Source organism: Maribacter sp., assembly GCF_039974175.1.
In the GTDB taxonomy this organism is placed as follows: domain Bacteria; phylum Bacteroidota; class Bacteroidia; order Flavobacteriales; family Flavobacteriaceae; genus Maribacter_C.
Genome location: NZ_JBDWJN010000010.1, coordinates 90,147 through 105,311, shown reverse-complemented (window position 1 = coordinate 105,311; position 15,165 = coordinate 90,147). Strand labels below are relative to the sequence as shown.

Sequence of the window (15,165 nt, the reverse complement as noted above, 5' to 3'; positions counted from 1 at the left end):
TTAATTCCAGCGATTTTTATTAAACGAATTCTTTTTCCAGTACCACATGATGATAAAACCGATTACCGCTCCACCAACATGGGCCATGTAAGCGGTATTGCTCGGACTAAAAAAGGATTGGCCGGTAATTGCGGAAATTACGTCTAGCAATATGATACCCGGAATGAAGTATTTAGCTTTAATCGGGATCGGCAAGAAAATCAACATGAGCTCCGCATTTGGGTTCATCAATCCAAAAGCCGCTAAAATTCCCATAATACAACCCGAGGCACCGACCATAGATGCGTTGTAAATTGGAAAGGCCTCCTGTAAATTATACAATTGACCCTGTGTTAATGCTCCCATCGTTTGATTAGACGTCAACATTTGAATAATTTGATCTCCGTTTAATCCTGAATTGACCAATTCAGTATAAATGGGCAGATAATTAAAATAGTAATATCCTAGCTGAAAAAGTGCTGCTCCCAATCCGGCAGAAAAATAGATGAACAGAAATTTATTCTTTCCCAAATACTGTTCAACGGGTCCTCCAAACATCCATAAAGCAAACATATTAAAACCTATATGGGCAATACCTCCGTGCATGAACATGTGGGTGACTATCTGCCAAAACTGAAAGTTCTCATTTTTAGGAAACCATAGGGAAAACCATTGATACATCACATCTCCATATATGGCAGTTGCAATAAAGAACAACACATTTACAATAAGGAGATGCTTAACAGCTTCGGTAAGTCGAATCATTTAAATAAATTTTTTATCAATATCATTTTCGGTAATCGTAATGTATATCGGTTTGTTAAACGGACTCACAAGTGATTCCTTACAAGCGAATAAATCATTCACCAAGGCGATTTGCGAGGCACTCTCTAATATTTCTCCAGTCTTAACAGATAGGGTTTTTGCTAAGGTTTTCGAAAGAATATCGGTCTGCGAAAAACTATCATCGGTAACTTCCATTTGACAATCAGAAATCAACTGGTCGAGTACCATGCCCACTTCACTTTCCGACACCAACAGCGGAACGCCCTTTATTTCAACTGTTTCAGCATCCATTTTTCCAAATACAAAACCAATCGTATTCAAGCTCTCTTTGATTTCCTCTAAAATTACTCGATCAGCCTTTGAAAAGGAAAGCGACAACGGAAATAGCAACTGCTGACTTACCGCTTCATTAACCGTTATATTTTTTAGGAACTTTTCATATAAAACGCGTTGATGCGCGCGACTTTGGTCAATTACAATCATACCAGATTTGATGGTAGTGACAATGTACTTTCTTCGCAGCTGAAAGGTGGTACTGGTAGATTCCAACGATTCCTTTTGTTCAGCGAAGACCGATCCTGTAATGGTATCAGATTCAAATTGCATACTGGTAAAACTGACCTCTTTTCCTATTTCTGATTCCAACCCAGTGTACAGGCCTTCCCAAGATTTGTTTACAGCATGACCGTCTTTTCTGTACGCAGACCCTGAATTACCTACCTTTTGTTGAAAAGGATTAAAACCAGCATCAACGGCTACCCCTGGCAATTGAGCTTCTTTGTCTTTAAATGCATAAGGGGTCTCCAAATTTTGGTCTTGCTCAAAATCCAAGGCCGGAACCACATTAAATTGCCCTAAACTGTGTTTTATAGTAGATCTTAAAATAGCATAAAGCGTGTGCTCATCGTCGAACTTGACTTCTGTTTTGGTTGGGTGTATATTAATATCTATGGATGCCGGATCGACTTCCAAATACAAAAAATAACCCGGGTAGGTATCTGGTTTTATGATACCTTCAAATGCTGCAACCACGGCATGATGTAAATACGGACTTTTGATAAACCTATTGTTTACAAAGAAGAATTGTTCACCCCTACTCTTTTTAGAAAATTCAGGTTTATTGATAAACCCTGAGATCTTAACAACCTGTGTATCCTCTTCAACTGGAACCAATTTTTGATTCGCCTTACTTCCAAAGACATTTACAATACGCTGCCGTTGATTGCTTTTGGGAAGGTTGAAAATTTCACTTCCATTGTTGTGAAAATGAAAAACAATATTTGGGTGTGCCAAGGCAACCCTATGAAATTCATCGGTAATATGACGAAGTTCTACCTGGTTGGATTTTAGAAAATTTCTTCGTGCCGGGATATTGAAAAAAAGATTTTTCACCGCCATAGAAGTACCCTTGACCGTTGCACAGACTTCCTGAGAAATGATTTTACTTCCTTCTATCTTCAAAACCGTACCGAGCTCTGCATCTTCAGGTTTCGTTTGCATCTCTACGTGTGCAATGGCAGCTATGGAAGCAAGGGCTTCACCACGAAAACCCTTTGTATTTAAGCTAAAAAGATCTTCTGCTTTCTGAATTTTAGAGGTAGCATGACGCTCGAAACTCAGTCGAGCATCGGTTGCACTCATACCAAGGCCATCATCAACAACTTGAATTAGGGCTTTGCCCCCATCACGCACAATTAGCATTATAGCATTGGCTCCTGCATCTATGGCATTTTCAAGAAGTTCTTTTACAACTGACGCTGGTCGTTGTACTACCTCACCAGCCGCAATTTGATTGGCAACATGGTCAGGCAGAAGTTTGATGATATCTGCCATTAGCTAGAAAAGAATATAGAAAGATCGAAATCGATTATATAAAGAAAAACAAGCACTAAAATGGAAATAATAATAAGCAACCGCAATCGCATATTACGATCGCCCTGTCTTTTAGAATCGGCAAGGGCATTGTTGAATTTTGCCTTTAAACCTCGATTAGAGCCCACCGTAGAACGATACTGATCAAATTTATGCTCCATACGATACGGGTTACCCTCTTTATCACTTTTGTAGTAACGCGGTTGATAATCGTAATCTCGATGTCGTTTGCCAAAAAAACCCATTGTATCAAAGTTACTTAAAATCAAAAAATATGCCGTAGTTCTAATGCCAAAATTTGTTAACAGAATGCAGTACTAGAATCCGGTCTTTTTGTATTGCAGTAGAAGCTAAGCTAGTTCATGAATGGCCCTTGTAATTCGATGCAATCCTATTTCAAGCCGTTTTCTCGGGCAAGCTAGATTCAAGCGAATGTGACCTGCTCCATTTGCAACAAACATGGTATCACCTTCAAGAAGTACCCCGGCTTTATTTGCAAAAAATAGGGTTAAATTTTCCTCGCTAGACATATAAGCGCCGATATCAATCCAAGCGAGATAGGTTGCTTCTGGTATATTGAAGATAGCCTTCGGTAAATGTTGCGATAAATAGTTCTTCAAAAATGCAAAATTGTCATCAAGATATTCCTGCAATGCTTCCAACCACTCATGGCCCTTAGCATAGGCGGTCTGAGCGGCAACAATACTAAGTGGATTATCAATAGGTATTTGACTTTTTTTCCATTGCGATCGCAATTCATTATTGGGAATAATGATATTTGCAATCATAAAACCAGCCATATTAAAGGTTTTACTGGGTGCCATGCAGGTGATAATTTGATCGCTTTCTGGAAAAAGTTTGGCCAGAGGGGTAAATTTCTTTCCTGTTCTTAAGAGGTCGCAATGAATTTCATCTGAAATAATCATTACATTGTTTTCCAAACATATTTCCCCGAATTGCCGCAGTTCATCGCTTGACCAAACCCGGCCAGTAGGATTATGTGGATTACAAAAAATGGTCAATCTTACTTTCTCATCTTCCGCTTTGCTACGAAAATCTTCAAAGTCAATTGTGCAATGCCCATCACCATAGCGAAGATTCGAGGTCACCAATTCCAAACCACCTCCTTCCGTTGCCAATTTAAAAAAAGCATAAGATGGCGTCATTATGAGTACTTTCTCATCCGCAGCGCAAATGTACTTGACAAGAGCAAATAAGGCAGGAATTACGCCATGCGAAGTAACCATATGTTGGGTATCAAACTCCCAATCGTAATAGTGCTTTGACCAATTCAAAAAGGTTTTAAAGTAGTTTGGGTCAAAGATTTGTGAATAGCCAAAAATACCATGGTCAGCCCTTTCTTTTATAGCTTCGATTACTTCAGGGGGAGAAGCAAATTCCATGTCTGCAATCCACATGGGTATTAGCTCGTCATCAGAATAATCAGAATCAAATTCATCACTTCCTCCAAATAGATAATTTCGATAGCCACCCAAACTCATCGCGTTGGTATTTCGGCGATCTATAACTTCATCAAAATTGTATTTCATAATCCATGGTATCTGTATGGAAAAATACTGCTTAAAATTGAAATGAAGGAAATAGAATTTGGAATTTACACTCCGAGCGTAGCCATTTTAATAGCTGCGATAGCCGCTTCGGTGCCTTTGTTGCCGTGTTTACCTCCGCTACGCTCCTGAGCCTGCTGCAGCGTATTGTCGGTGAGCACACAAAAGATTACAGGAGTATCGAATTGAACATTCAAGTCTTTGATGCCTTGAGCGGTGGCACTACATACGAAATCGAAGTGTTTCGTTTCACCTTGAATAACACTTCCAATAGCGATAACTGCATCAACCTGGCCATCTGATATCATTTTTTTACACCCAAAGGTCAATTCAAAGCTACCAGGCACATCCCATCGGATAATATTTTCAGATTGAGCTCCGCAATCCAGCAAGGCTTCCAAAGCCCCAGTGAAAAGTCCGTCTGTAATCTCTGTATTCCATTCAGAAACAACAATCCCAAACCGAAGGTCTTTCGCGTTTGGGATTGTCGTTTTATCATAAACCGATAAATTTTTATTTGCCGTGGCCATTACTTTCCACTTTTAGCCATTCCTATAAAAGCATCAATGGTTTGGGCTTCTTCAGACTTTGAAAACTCGTCTTTAATTCTTTGAAAATACCCTAAAGCTTTGTCGTTTTGGTTTAATTCCAAAGCCGTAACTCCAGCTTTGTACAAGAATTTCGGAGTTGTATACTCATTTGTACTGTGGCTAAGCGCTTGCTCATAGTAACCCAGCGCATCGGCCGCCTGACCCAATTGCATGAACGCATCTCCAAGACCTCCTTTAGACAAAGCTCCTAAAATATCATCTTCGGAAGAAAAATCTTCTAAATAGTCAATAGCTTCTTCGTATTGGTTCATATTCAAGTAGGCCATTCCTGCTGAATAATTAGCAAGGTTTGCCGCTTTTGTTCCACTATACTCGTCGATAATGTCTTTGAAACCGTACTTACCTTCGGCCCCATTCAATGCCAAGTTAAACAGCGAATCTTTTGCCGTCGTACTGTTAACCGCTTGGTCAAAATATTGCTGCGGATAATACAATTCGTTTGCAGCGCTTTCTTCTTTAGGAGCTTGAACAAATTGGTTGTACGCCAAATAGCCAAGAACGCCAACTGCAATTACCCCAATAAAGCCCAGTATATAATTTTGGTTCTTTGCAACCCAGGCCTCACTTCTAGAAGCACTTTCATCCAAGGTACTAAATACCTCAGCCGTTGTGCTATCTTGCTCATCGAACTGTTGCTGTTCTGCTTTATTTTTAGGTTTAAAACCTCGCTTTTTATATGTTGCCATCAGAATTTTTATTGGTCGCGCAAAAATAAAGTTTTTATTGAAATCGAGAGCCGTATTTATTCGTTATTTTTCGATAATTTGCATCTTCTTAGGCCACTTGAATCAAAAATACTTCAGCGCACGGAATGCTTTTAAAGAATTTATCTCTTATCAATTACAAAAATTTTGAATCAAGGGATTTTGAATTCGACACCAAAATCAACTGTTTTGTGGGGGCAAATGGCATTGGCAAAACGAATGCCTTAGATGCCATTTATCATCTTTCTTTGGGCAAGAGTTATTTTAATCCTATCGCGACCCAAAATATTCGACACAGCTCCGATTTCTTCGTCATTGATGGAACCTTTGAAAAAGAAGAGCGGGAAGAAAAAATTATATGTAGCCTCAAACGCGGAGCGAAAAAAATTATAAAAAGAAACGCTAAGGCCTACGACCGCCTATCAGACCACATTGGCCTAATACCACTAGTAATAATTTCACCAGCAGACAGTGACCTCATCGTAGAAGGAAGTGATACAAGACGAAAGTTTATAGATGGGGTGATTTCGCAGTCTGACAAGGTATATTTGCAAGACCTCATTAAATACAACAAAGTACTTTCACAGCGCAATTCGCTATTGAAGTATTTTGCCGCAAATCAAACTTTTGATGCAATTACGCTAGCAGTCTATAACGAACAATTGGTGGAATACGGAACCCCCATTTACGAAAAAAGAGCGGCATTTTTAAAAACATTCATCCCAATTTTCAAAGAGCAGTATGCCATCATTTCGGGAGCTAATGAAGCCGTCACCCTTAGCTACGAATCAAAGCTTTTAAATAATGAATTTATAAGTTTATTAGAAAAAAACATTGATCGTGATAAAGCCTTACAATACACCAGTGTGGGCATACACAAAGATGATCTAAGTTTTAAAATAACCGATTACCCTATTAAGAAATTTGGTAGTCAGGGCCAACAAAAATCTTTTTTAATTGCCTTAAAGTTTGCGCAATTTCATTTTATGAAAGAATTATCCAAGACTACGCCGATTCTATTGTTGGATGATATTTTTGACAAGCTTGATGAAGATCGCGTAGGTCATATAATAGCTTTGGTAGACAATGAAAATTTTGGGCAAATTTTTATCAGTGATACCCACCCAGAACGGACCGAAAATGTAGTAAAAAACATTCATCAGTCTTATAAAATATTTAAATTGTAAAGTGAAACAAACGCTGTGTATAATCTCTCTTTTTATGTTCTTCGGATGTACTTCAAAAGTATCCAAAGAAGATATTGCAAACCTCAATGGTTATTGGGAAATTGAGAAAGTCACCTTTGCCAATGGCGATACAAAAGATTACGGAGTGAATCAAACAGTAGACTATATTAAACTAGATGGGTTCAAAGGATTTCGTAAAAAGATGCAACCCAAATTTGATGGAAGTTTTAGCACTTCAAATGATGCCGAACCTTTCATAATACAAAATGCTAACGGTCGTTTCGAATTCCAATATAAAAATGAAATGAGCGAATGGAAGGAGGAAATAAAATCGATTTCAAAAGATAGGTTCTCGGTGATCAACCAAGATGCGCTTACCTACACCTACAGACGTTATCAAACTATGAGTCTAAAAGAATAATGGCCAAACGAAAAAATAACAATCTGAATATGGGGGAGGCTTTAAATGAGTTTATTAAAGCCAATAAGCTTCAAAAAGGTATGGATAAGGTTAACGTACAGGAAGCTTGGATAAACCTTATGGGCAATGGGGTGAACAATTATACCACCGCTGTTGAACTACATAATGATACGCTTTTTGTTTCGCTATCATCTTCTGTGTTGCGGGAAGAGCTAAGCTTGGGTAAATCAAAAATCATCACAATGCTCAACGAGGAGTTGGGTAAGGATTTGGTCAAGAAATTGGTATTGCGCTAATAAAAAACCCAACAAGCAGCACTTATTGGGTTTCTTCAATATAAAATTATGAATCTAGTAAATCTCTCTACCTGAGAAGTGAAATGCTCCTTCAATAGCCGCATTTTCGTCGCTATCTGAACCATGCACCGCATTTTCGCCTATACTGGTAGCGTATAATTTCCGAATAGTACCTTCAGCAGCTTCAGCAGGGTTGGTGGCGCCAATTAAAGCACGAAAATCCTCTACAGCATTATCTTTTTCCAAAATGGCAGATACAATCGGCCCTCTTGTCATAAATTCAACCAATTCACCAAAAAACGGACGTTCTTTGTGAACAGCATAAAATTCTTTTGCATCTCTTCTGCTCAATTGTGTATACTTCATAGCAACAATGGTAAAGCCAGCAGAGGTGATTTTATCTAAAATTCCACCAATGTGTCCGTTCTCAACAGCATCAGGCTTGATCATTGTAAAAGTTCTATTTGTCGTCATGTTTCAAAATTTTGTGCAAAAATACAGTTTATTTAAGAATCGACAACTTTTAATATGACTCTCTCATTTCTCCTAGAACTACTCCGCCGTCACCTAACATTTTGAATACAACTTCCTTATTACTTAAATCGATTTCCAATACTCCAAAACTTTCAGTAGATACTACCTCTCCAACCCGAAACGGATTCGACTCTTCCTTAAACTTTGAATAAGCATGGGTCAAACCGCTACTGGTAAAATCTATTAAATTATAGTCTAATCCATCTACTTTGGTTTTTGAAAATTCCGATATATGTCGATCTCCCGACAAGATGAGCACTCCTTTGGCTTTTGAAGTCGCGATCATATTTTTTAGTTTATCTACTTCATGAGGAAAATTTCCCCAACATTCAAAACCGTGTTCATTTGATAGAAACTGAATGCTACTCACAATCACATTAAAAGCGGCGTCTGAAGTTGAAAGTGTCTCATTTAGCCATTGCCATTGGGTTGCTCCTAAAATGGTGCCTTCACCATATTTATTGGGAGTATTGCGCTTTTTGGTTTCCGTATCTGGGGTCAGAGCGGTTCTAAAATAGCGGGTATCTAAAACAATAACTTTTATGCTCCCTCCAGGAGTATCGTAATCATGGGTGGTATAAACGCCTTCTTGTGCTCTTCTTGGACTGTCTTTCGGAACATCTAAAAAATCTAAGAACTCTTGTTGGCTTTCCCGCTTAGCCGAAAACTCAACTCCTCCGTCATTCAAACCGTAATCATGGTCGTCCCAAGATCCGATAACCGGAACTTTTCCTTTTAGATTTTTATAGCCCAATACCTCATTTTGAGCTTTATAGGTCTTGCGAAGCTTCACCATATCATCGGTATCGGCATATATGATATCTCCACCCCAAATCCAAACATCAGGATTGGTGGCAGCAATATCATCCCAGAGCAAATTGGGCAAATCGTGTTTGTTACAAGAACCAAATGTGATAGTGAAATCAGATTTTGTGACAACCTGGGTAGCAGTCACCTGGCCAGTCTTACATCCGAGGAGGAACAAAAAGCCTAAAACTTGTATTAATTTTTGCATCATTACTTGGCTTGGTTTGATACCGCAAAAATAGCCATTTTGCGTTTAGGTCTCTGTTATATTATTGTATCTTTGCGCCCATGAATTTAGCAGATATCAAAGCAGTAGAAAAGCTGCTTTCATTACCGCAGAAAATTGTTATTATTCCCCATAAGAATCCTGATGGTGATGCGATAGGATCTACTTTGGCGCTCTGGCACTATTTGAAGAACAGGCAACAGAAGGCTACTGTTGTATCTCCAAATGACTATCCGAAATTCTTGAAATGGATGCCTGAAAACGAAACAATTCTAAATTTCGAATCAAAAAATTCTCAGGCTCTAGCTGCCCTCCAAGAAGCCTCTCTAATTTTTACTTTAGACTTTAATCACTTTGCTAGAACGGGGCAACTCGCACCTTTACTTGAGGCTTCTCAAGCTAAATTCATAATGATTGACCATCATCAAGCACCTGATGATTATGCAGACATCACCTATTCTGATGTATCGATGAGTTCTACCTGTGAAATGGTATATAATTTTATAGAATTTCTTGGAGATATTGACTCTATCACTCCAGAAATTGCAGATTGTATTTATACAGGAATAATGACAGATACCGGTTCCTTTAAGTTCTCATCAACTACCAGTCGAACACATCGTATCGTAGCCGATTTGATTGACAAAGGAGCAAACAATACAAAAATTCATACTAAGACATACAACACCAATTCTCCTAGCAGGCTTCATTTATTGGGTACAGCACTGAAGAATATGGTGATTCTCGAAGCGTATCGAACTGCTTACATCACCCTGAGTCAAGAAGAGTTGGATACCTATGAATACAAAAAAGGAGATACCGAAGGTTTTGTAAATTACGGACTCACTTTAGAAGGTATACGGCTTGCCGTTATTTTTATTGAAAACAAAGAGGAGGGTATTATTAAAATCTCGTTTAGGTCAGAAGGAGACTTTTCCGTTAACGAATTTGCTAGAAAACACTTCAATGGTGGAGGGCATGATAATGCCGCCGGAGGACGAAGTGATGTTTCTATCGAAGAAACTGCAAAATATTTCATTTCGCTTTTAGAGAACTATAAAGATAAATTGAACGCATGAAGTATTTGATTTATAGCTTGCTATTCGCAGGTCTTATCAGCTGTGAGGGTCCTACACCAAGACAGCCTGTAAAAAGAAAAACAGGGAGCTCTATTCAAGCTTCCATAGAACGCAGTAAGAAATTATTAGCCTTAGAAGAAAAACTGATTCAAGAGCTGATAGCCAAAGACTCACTGCATACCTATATAAATAGTACTTCAGGGTCTTGGTATTATTACAATAAGAAAAATGAAGCTGCAACCTACAGGCCTCAGCCTGATGATCTGGTTACCTTTACCTATAATATTCTCAACTTCAACAATGACACTTTGTATCAAATGCAAGATATTGGCATCTTAAAATATAAAGTAGATAAACAAGAACTTTTTCCTGGCTTACGAAATAGCATAAAACTGTTAAGGGAAAACGAGACAGCAACCTTTTTGTTTCCATCTTCATTAGGATATGGGTATCCTGGAGATGGAGATAAAATTGGAATCAACATACCCTTGAAATCAACCATTGCTGTATTGAAAATTGAAAAACAGGGAGATAGTTTATAAATAATCAAATAACATCAAATCATTTAAAATACCATTCATGAAAAAAATATTAATAGTATTACTAGGAGTTTCTATGGCCCTTTCAAGCTGTAAATCAAGTAAATATCCAGATTTAGGTGATGGGGTTTTTGCTGACATTCAAACCACCAAAGGTGATATTGTTGTAAAATTGGAATATGAAAAAACACCGGTTACCGTTGCGAATTTCATATCCCTGGCCGAGGGAACAAATACATTTGTAAGTGAACCTTATAAAGGTAAAAAGTTCTACGACGGTCTAACTTTTCACAGAGTAATGAAAGACTTCATGATTCAAGGCGGTGACCCTATGGGCTCAGGAATGGGTAACCCTGGTTACAGGTTTATTGATGAATTTAATGATTCTTTAGTACATGATAAAAAGGGAATTCTTTCCATGGCAAATTCAGGACCCACCTCCAACGGAAGTCAGTTTTTTATCACGCACAAAGAGACCCCCTGGTTAAATAATAAACATTCTGTTTTTGGAGAAGTCGTAGTGGGTATGCCAGTATTAGACTCTATTGCCAATGTTCCTGTAGCGGCAGGCAATAAGCCTATTACCGAAGTAAAAATGAACACTATTGTAATTATTCGCAATGGAAAAGAAGCCAAGAAATTCGATGCCGTGGCAGTAATGACCGATTATTTTGATAAAGAGGGAGAGCGATTAGCTGCCATAGAAGCAGAAAAACAGGCTAAAATTGAAGCAGTTAAAAAAGTGAAAGAGGCTTTTGTGGTCGAACTTGCAAGTCAAAAAACTAAGGCGAAAGCACTTCCATCTGGACTTAAGTTATTGAGTTTGGTTGATGCTAAGGATAAAAAACCAGGATTGGGTTCAAAAGTTTTAGTGATGTATGCAGGCTATTTGGAAGATGGTTCCTTATTCGATAGTAACTATGAAGAGATAGCAACGCTTTACAATATGTTTGACCAAAGAAGAAAACAAGGTGGTGGGTATTTCCCAACTCCAATGGATTACAGCAAGGATTCACCTTTGTTTCCAGGTTTTAGGGAAGCTTTGCTAACAATGAAAATTGGAGATAAAATACGTGCATTCCTGCCAGCTCACCTAGGCCTAGGCGAACAAGGTGGAGGACCCATACCACCGAATGCAGATTTGGTTTTTGACATAGAAATCACAGGGCTGACAAAGTAAAATTACAAATCCCGCCAACGCGGGATTTTTTATTTCCTTTTAGCCTTAAAACAATTTGTATTTTATGTCCGTTATAAAATAAAACCCTTCCCTCGATGAAAAGAAAGTGCCTCAAGCTCGTCCTTATCTGTTTTTTATTTTCTACTACATCATGTAGTTCCTCGTCGGAAGAATCCTTAACCCAGGATGAAATGGCAGAGGAACAAACCCCAAAAAAGGAGGAAGAAAATACTTCAAATGAACCACCAACCTTAACTGGTTCTTTTGTAGCAGACCATGGACAACTGCGCATAGAAGGTACCAAAATCGTCGACAAAGACGGAGAACCGATTCAATTGCGTGGCATGTCGCTTTTCTGGAGTCAGTGGATTGGAAAATATTATACCGCCGAGGCAGTTAAATGGTTGAAAGAAGATTGGCAATGTAATGTAGTGCGTGCAGCGATGGGAGTAGATGAAGGTGGTGATGCTTATATTGCGAATCCTGAGCGAGAAAAGCAAAAAGTATTTACGGTAATTGACGCCGCCATCGCTGAAGGTGTATATGTTATTGTAGATTGGCATTCACATCACGCTGAAGACTATTTGGCAGAGGCAAAAGCCTTTTTTGATGAAGTGTCAAAGAAATATGGAGATACTCCCAATATCATTTACGAACCCTACAACGAGCCCTTAGATGTTTCATGGACAGGAACCTTAAAAGCATATCATGAAGATGTGTTGGCAAGCATTCGTGCCAATGACCCAGATAATATTGTTATCTGTGGTACCCGCACTTGGTCACAACGCGTAGATGAAGTAATAGGTAACAAAATTGATGACCCCAACGTAGCATATACCCTGCACTACTACGCGGCAACTCACAAACAAGCATTGAGAGATATTGCACAACAAGCAGTAGATGCGGGTGTTCCTCTTTTCGTCACGGAATATGGGGTTTCAGAAGCCTCAGGAGACGGCTCGATTGATGATGAAGAGGCAAATACTTGGTGGGATTTTCTCGATGCAAATAGCATCGGTTGGTGCAACTGGTCAATCGCTGACAAAGAAGAACTTTCAGCTGCATTAAAACCAGGTGCCAGTGCTACAGGAGGTTGGACACTGGATCAACTTACCCAATCGGGAACCATGGTACGTGCAGAGATCAAAGCCAATAACCCTAAATATAGCGACTAATACCAGCGCTGTAAGCAGTAGATACTTTTCCAACCTTATGGAAATGCGAGACATAAAAAAGCAAGATAAATACCAGGTTAATCATTGCTAAATCTACCTTTTAACGAATAGTTGCCATTTTTTTCACCGTTCATCTAAAAATTATACTAGCCCATACAAAGCACCGTTTTCTCAGTTCAAACCCAAGAGCCTTTTTATGAACTGGTACGTAAAAGCATTTAAGAAATACGCAGACTTTGACGGAAGAGCAAGAAGGAAAGAATTTTGGATGTTCTTTTTGTATCATAGCATCTTTATTTATGGGGCCGTTTCGCTTTCACTTCTGTTGCATGTACCTGCATTACTATTCGCCGTAACCATTTATGTATTTGCGACATTATTGCCTTTTTGTTCGTTGGCTGTTAGAAGAGTGCATGACAATGATAAAAGTGGGTGGTACTTTTTAGTTCCATTTTACAATATGTATTTGTTTTGCTTAAATGGCGAATATGCCGAGAATAAGTATGGTGAAAGCCCTAAAAAGAGGGAAGATGTTGTGCTGAAAAAGGTTTGATTTGAGATGTATTCAATGAAGTATTGCATTGAAACGCTAAGGCAAACCCTAGTGCAACCCGTAAATCGTTGATTATCTAACCACCGGTAATTTCTCTACGCTAGTCATCACGCTTTAATTTGACTTCTTAAAGTAGCTTACTTCTTTTACCGCTTCGGCCCAGCCGCTAAAATTGCAAGCAAATACCTCCAAAACTTCTGCACGGAAGAAATTTGTACCCGTTCGTCTGGTGAATGTGCTCCTTGAATTGTGGGTCCGAAACTGATCATATCCATATCAGGATAGTTTTGCCCTAGAATACCACATTCGAGTCCGGCATGACATGCTACAACCCGTGGTGTCTCATGAAACAGATTTTCATAGGTATTCTTTAAAACTTTCAAGATATCAGAATTAGGATTTGGATTCCATCCCGGGTAGTTTCCCTTGAAAGTCACTTGGCATCCTGCCAATTCAAAAGTTGCTTTCAGTGCTTCGGCCAAATCCATTTTGGCTGAATCAACAGAAGAACGCGTTAAGCATCCTATGGTAATCTTTCCATCGTTAACCAAAACCCGAGCTATATTATTGGAAGTCTCCACCAAATCAGCAAAAGCGACGCTCATGGCATAAACGCCGTTATGGGCAGCATAAATTCCTTTGAGCAATTCTTCCTGAGCAGAAACATCCATTACCTTTTTAGGAAGGTCTTCTGAAGTCAAGGTTATTTGCAGCTTAGGCTCGGTTATGCTTAGTTCATTCTTAATGACAGCGGCAAGAGCTTTAAAATTTTCTTCAAATTTTTGTTTTTGAAATTGATCAATACTGAAAATAGCGCTGCTTTCCCTTGGAATAGCATTACGTAAACCGCCCCCTTCAATGCTAGCAATTCGAATTTGATGCTTAACATAATGGTTATGTAAAAGCCGGTTCATTATCTTATTGGCATTCCCCAAACCTTTATGAATATCCATTCCACTGTGACCGCCGTTTAAACCGTTCACGTGAATAGCATAGGCTACATGACCAGCAGGAGTTGCTTTTTCTTTATAGTCTCTTTTAGCCGTTACATCGATTCCCCCAGCGCAGCCGATGTCGATTTCATCATCTTCCTCGGTATCTAGATTCAATAGTATTTCTCCTTGTAGCACTCCACCTTTAAGTCCCATGGCTCCTGTCATTCCCGTTTCCTCATCTATGGTAAACAAAGCTTCCAGGGGAGGATGTGGAATATCGGTACTTTCTAACAAGGCCATTATAGCAGCCACGCCCATTCCATTATCGGCCCCTAGTGTCGTGCCCTTGGCCCTAACCCAATCTCCATCTATAAACATTTCAATTCCTTGGGTATCAAAATCAAAAACGGTATCGTTGTTCTTTTGATGTACCATATCTAAATGCGATTGCAAGGTTATCGATTTGCGATTCTCCATGCCCGAAGTTGCCGGTTTTCTGATAATTACATTACCAACTTCATCCTTGAATGTTTCAAGCTGCAAAGCTTTTCCAAAATCGATCATAAACTGAATCACACGTTCCTCCTTCTTAGAAGGTCGTGGCACCTCGTTTAAATCGGCAAATTTGTTCCAAACAATCGTCGGTTCTAGAGTCCTTAGTTCGTTGCGCATACAAATGTTTAATTTTTCCCAAAAATACGGACTCAAAAATT

At 39.0% G+C, this 15,165-nt stretch carries 17 protein-coding genes; 8 read left to right on the top strand and 9 right to left on the bottom strand.

The window, feature by feature from the left end; genetic code table 11:
* The 6 genes from ABJN95_RS09625 to ABJN95_RS09600 form a co-directional block, all read right to left on the bottom strand.
* Window positions 1-744: a rhomboid family intramembrane serine protease gene (locus ABJN95_RS09625; RefSeq protein ID WP_348370180.1), complete on the bottom strand. Its 744-nt coding sequence runs from the start codon at window positions 742-744 to the stop codon at window positions 1-3.
* Window positions 745-2,598 carry a DNA mismatch repair endonuclease MutL gene (gene mutL, locus ABJN95_RS09620; protein WP_348370179.1) on the bottom strand — a complete coding sequence of 618 codons (1,854 nt, stop codon included), beginning with the start codon at window positions 2,596-2,598 and terminating at the stop codon, window positions 745-747.
* On the bottom strand, window positions 2,598-2,882 hold the full coding sequence (locus ABJN95_RS09615; RefSeq protein ID WP_348370178.1) for a riboflavin synthase subunit beta: 285 nt from the start codon (window positions 2,880-2,882) through the stop codon (window positions 2,598-2,600). Before ABJN95_RS09615 ends, mutL begins: the two co-directional genes overlap by 1 nt.
* A gap of 105 nt (window positions 2,883-2,987) precedes the next feature.
* The gene (locus ABJN95_RS09610; protein ID WP_348370177.1) at window positions 2,988-4,187 is read right to left on the bottom strand and encodes a PatB family C-S lyase; all 1,200 of its coding nucleotides are present in this window, start codon (window positions 4,185-4,187) and stop codon (window positions 2,988-2,990) included.
* Window positions 4,188-4,252: 65 nt separating this feature from the next.
* Complete coding sequence (gene ribH / locus ABJN95_RS09605; RefSeq protein ID WP_348370176.1) at window positions 4,253-4,735, bottom strand: 6,7-dimethyl-8-ribityllumazine synthase; 483 nt, start codon at window positions 4,733-4,735, stop codon at window positions 4,253-4,255.
* The gene (locus ABJN95_RS09600) at window positions 4,735-5,502 is read right to left on the bottom strand and encodes a tetratricopeptide repeat protein (RefSeq protein ID WP_348370175.1); all 768 of its coding nucleotides are present in this window, start codon (window positions 5,500-5,502) and stop codon (window positions 4,735-4,737) included. The genes ribH and ABJN95_RS09600 overlap by 1 nt, the downstream gene beginning before the upstream one ends.
* Before the next feature lie 125 nt (window positions 5,503-5,627).
* Between ABJN95_RS09600 and recF the strand changes: the two genes are divergently transcribed.
* Genes recF through ABJN95_RS09585 form a run of 3 tightly spaced genes read left to right on the top strand, consistent with a single transcriptional unit; the run spans window position 5,628 to window position 7,424 of the window.
* Window positions 5,628-6,707 carry a DNA replication and repair protein RecF gene (gene recF, locus ABJN95_RS09595; RefSeq protein ID WP_348370174.1) on the top strand — a complete coding sequence of 360 codons (1,080 nt, stop codon included), beginning with the start codon at window positions 5,628-5,630 and terminating at the stop codon, window positions 6,705-6,707.
* A gap of 1 nt (window position 6,708) precedes the next feature.
* Window positions 6,709-7,128 carry a hypothetical protein gene (locus ABJN95_RS09590; RefSeq protein WP_348370173.1) on the top strand — a complete coding sequence of 140 codons (420 nt, stop codon included), beginning with the start codon at window positions 6,709-6,711 and terminating at the stop codon, window positions 7,126-7,128.
* The gene (locus ABJN95_RS09585) at window positions 7,128-7,424 is read left to right on the top strand and encodes a DUF721 domain-containing protein (RefSeq protein WP_348370172.1); all 297 of its coding nucleotides are present in this window, start codon (window positions 7,128-7,130) and stop codon (window positions 7,422-7,424) included. The genes ABJN95_RS09590 and ABJN95_RS09585 overlap by 1 nt, the downstream gene beginning before the upstream one ends.
* Before the next feature lie 54 nt (window positions 7,425-7,478).
* On the opposite strand, the gene ABJN95_RS09580 is transcribed toward ABJN95_RS09585, so the two are convergent.
* Both ABJN95_RS09580 and ABJN95_RS09575 read right to left on the bottom strand, forming a co-directional pair.
* Complete coding sequence (locus tag ABJN95_RS09580) at window positions 7,479-7,898, bottom strand: nucleoside-diphosphate kinase (protein ID WP_348370171.1); 420 nt, start codon at window positions 7,896-7,898, stop codon at window positions 7,479-7,481.
* Window positions 7,899-7,947: 49 nt separating this feature from the next.
* Complete coding sequence (locus tag ABJN95_RS09575) at window positions 7,948-8,976, bottom strand: alkaline phosphatase D family protein (protein ID WP_348370170.1); 1,029 nt, start codon at window positions 8,974-8,976, stop codon at window positions 7,948-7,950.
* Window positions 8,977-9,053: 77 nt separating this feature from the next.
* Here ABJN95_RS09575 and ABJN95_RS09570 point away from each other — a divergent pair, with 77 nt between their 5' ends.
* From ABJN95_RS09570 to ABJN95_RS09550, 5 genes are all read left to right on the top strand, one after another.
* Window positions 9,054-10,070 (top strand): bifunctional oligoribonuclease/PAP phosphatase NrnA, encoded by a 1,017-nt coding sequence (locus ABJN95_RS09570; protein WP_348370169.1) that lies wholly within the window; start codon window positions 9,054-9,056, stop codon window positions 10,068-10,070.
* Window positions 10,067-10,612, top strand: coding sequence for a gliding motility-associated peptidyl-prolyl isomerase GldI (gene gldI / locus ABJN95_RS09565; protein ID WP_348370168.1), 546 nt, complete (start codon window positions 10,067-10,069; stop codon window positions 10,610-10,612). The genes ABJN95_RS09570 and gldI overlap by 4 nt, the downstream gene beginning before the upstream one ends.
* A gap of 37 nt (window positions 10,613-10,649) precedes the next feature.
* Entirely contained in the window at window positions 10,650-11,789 is a 1,140-nt protein-coding gene (locus tag ABJN95_RS09560) for a peptidylprolyl isomerase (RefSeq protein ID WP_348370167.1), read from the top strand.
* Between the two features lie 191 nt (window positions 11,790-11,980).
* Window positions 11,981-12,964, top strand: a complete 984-nt coding sequence (locus ABJN95_RS09555) for a glycoside hydrolase family 5 protein (RefSeq protein ID WP_348370166.1) — start codon at window positions 11,981-11,983, stop codon at window positions 12,962-12,964.
* A gap of 196 nt (window positions 12,965-13,160) precedes the next feature.
* Entirely contained in the window at window positions 13,161-13,517 is a 357-nt protein-coding gene (locus ABJN95_RS09550) for a DUF805 domain-containing protein (protein WP_348370165.1), read from the top strand.
* A gap of 146 nt (window positions 13,518-13,663) precedes the next feature.
* On the opposite strand, the gene ABJN95_RS09545 is transcribed toward ABJN95_RS09550, so the two are convergent.
* Complete coding sequence (locus ABJN95_RS09545; protein ID WP_348370164.1) at window positions 13,664-15,124, bottom strand: aminoacyl-histidine dipeptidase; 1,461 nt, start codon at window positions 15,122-15,124, stop codon at window positions 13,664-13,666.
* Window positions 15,125-15,165 lie beyond the last annotated feature (41 nt).

What these genes read in the sequence shown, in the direction of transcription:
- ABJN95_RS09625 (WP_348370180.1), bottom strand. Translation starts at nt 744, where the DNA reads ATGATTCGACTTACCGAAGCTGTTAAGCATCTCCTTATTGTAAATGTG.
- mutL (WP_348370179.1), bottom strand. Translation starts at nt 2,598, where the DNA reads ATGGCAGATATCATCAAACTTCTGCCTGACCATGTTGCCAATCAAATT.
- ABJN95_RS09615 (WP_348370178.1), bottom strand. Translation starts at nt 2,882, where the DNA reads ATGGGTTTTTTTGGCAAACGACATCGAGATTACGATTATCAACCGCGT.
- ABJN95_RS09610 (WP_348370177.1), bottom strand. Translation starts at nt 4,187, where the DNA reads ATGAAATACAATTTTGATGAAGTTATAGATCGCCGAAATACCAACGCG.
- ribH (WP_348370176.1), bottom strand. Translation starts at nt 4,735, where the DNA reads ATGGCCACGGCAAATAAAAATTTATCGGTTTATGATAAAACGACAATC.
- ABJN95_RS09600 (WP_348370175.1), bottom strand. Translation starts at nt 5,502, where the DNA reads ATGGCAACATATAAAAAGCGAGGTTTTAAACCTAAAAATAAAGCAGAA.
- recF (WP_348370174.1), top strand. Translation starts at nt 5,628, where the DNA reads ATGCTTTTAAAGAATTTATCTCTTATCAATTACAAAAATTTTGAATCA.
- ABJN95_RS09585 (WP_348370172.1), top strand. Translation starts at nt 7,128, where the DNA reads ATGGCCAAACGAAAAAATAACAATCTGAATATGGGGGAGGCTTTAAAT.
- ABJN95_RS09580 (WP_348370171.1), bottom strand. Translation starts at nt 7,898, where the DNA reads ATGACGACAAATAGAACTTTTACAATGATCAAGCCTGATGCTGTTGAG.
- ABJN95_RS09575 (WP_348370170.1), bottom strand. Translation starts at nt 8,976, where the DNA reads ATGATGCAAAAATTAATACAAGTTTTAGGCTTTTTGTTCCTCCTCGGA.
- ABJN95_RS09570 (WP_348370169.1), top strand. Translation starts at nt 9,054, where the DNA reads ATGAATTTAGCAGATATCAAAGCAGTAGAAAAGCTGCTTTCATTACCG.
- gldI (WP_348370168.1), top strand. Translation starts at nt 10,067, where the DNA reads ATGAAGTATTTGATTTATAGCTTGCTATTCGCAGGTCTTATCAGCTGT.
- ABJN95_RS09560 (WP_348370167.1), top strand. Translation starts at nt 10,650, where the DNA reads ATGAAAAAAATATTAATAGTATTACTAGGAGTTTCTATGGCCCTTTCA.
- ABJN95_RS09555 (WP_348370166.1), top strand. Translation starts at nt 11,981, where the DNA reads ATGGCAGAGGAACAAACCCCAAAAAAGGAGGAAGAAAATACTTCAAAT.
- ABJN95_RS09550 (WP_348370165.1), top strand. Translation starts at nt 13,161, where the DNA reads ATGAACTGGTACGTAAAAGCATTTAAGAAATACGCAGACTTTGACGGA.
- ABJN95_RS09545 (WP_348370164.1), bottom strand. Translation starts at nt 15,124, where the DNA reads ATGCGCAACGAACTAAGGACTCTAGAACCGACGATTGTTTGGAACAAA.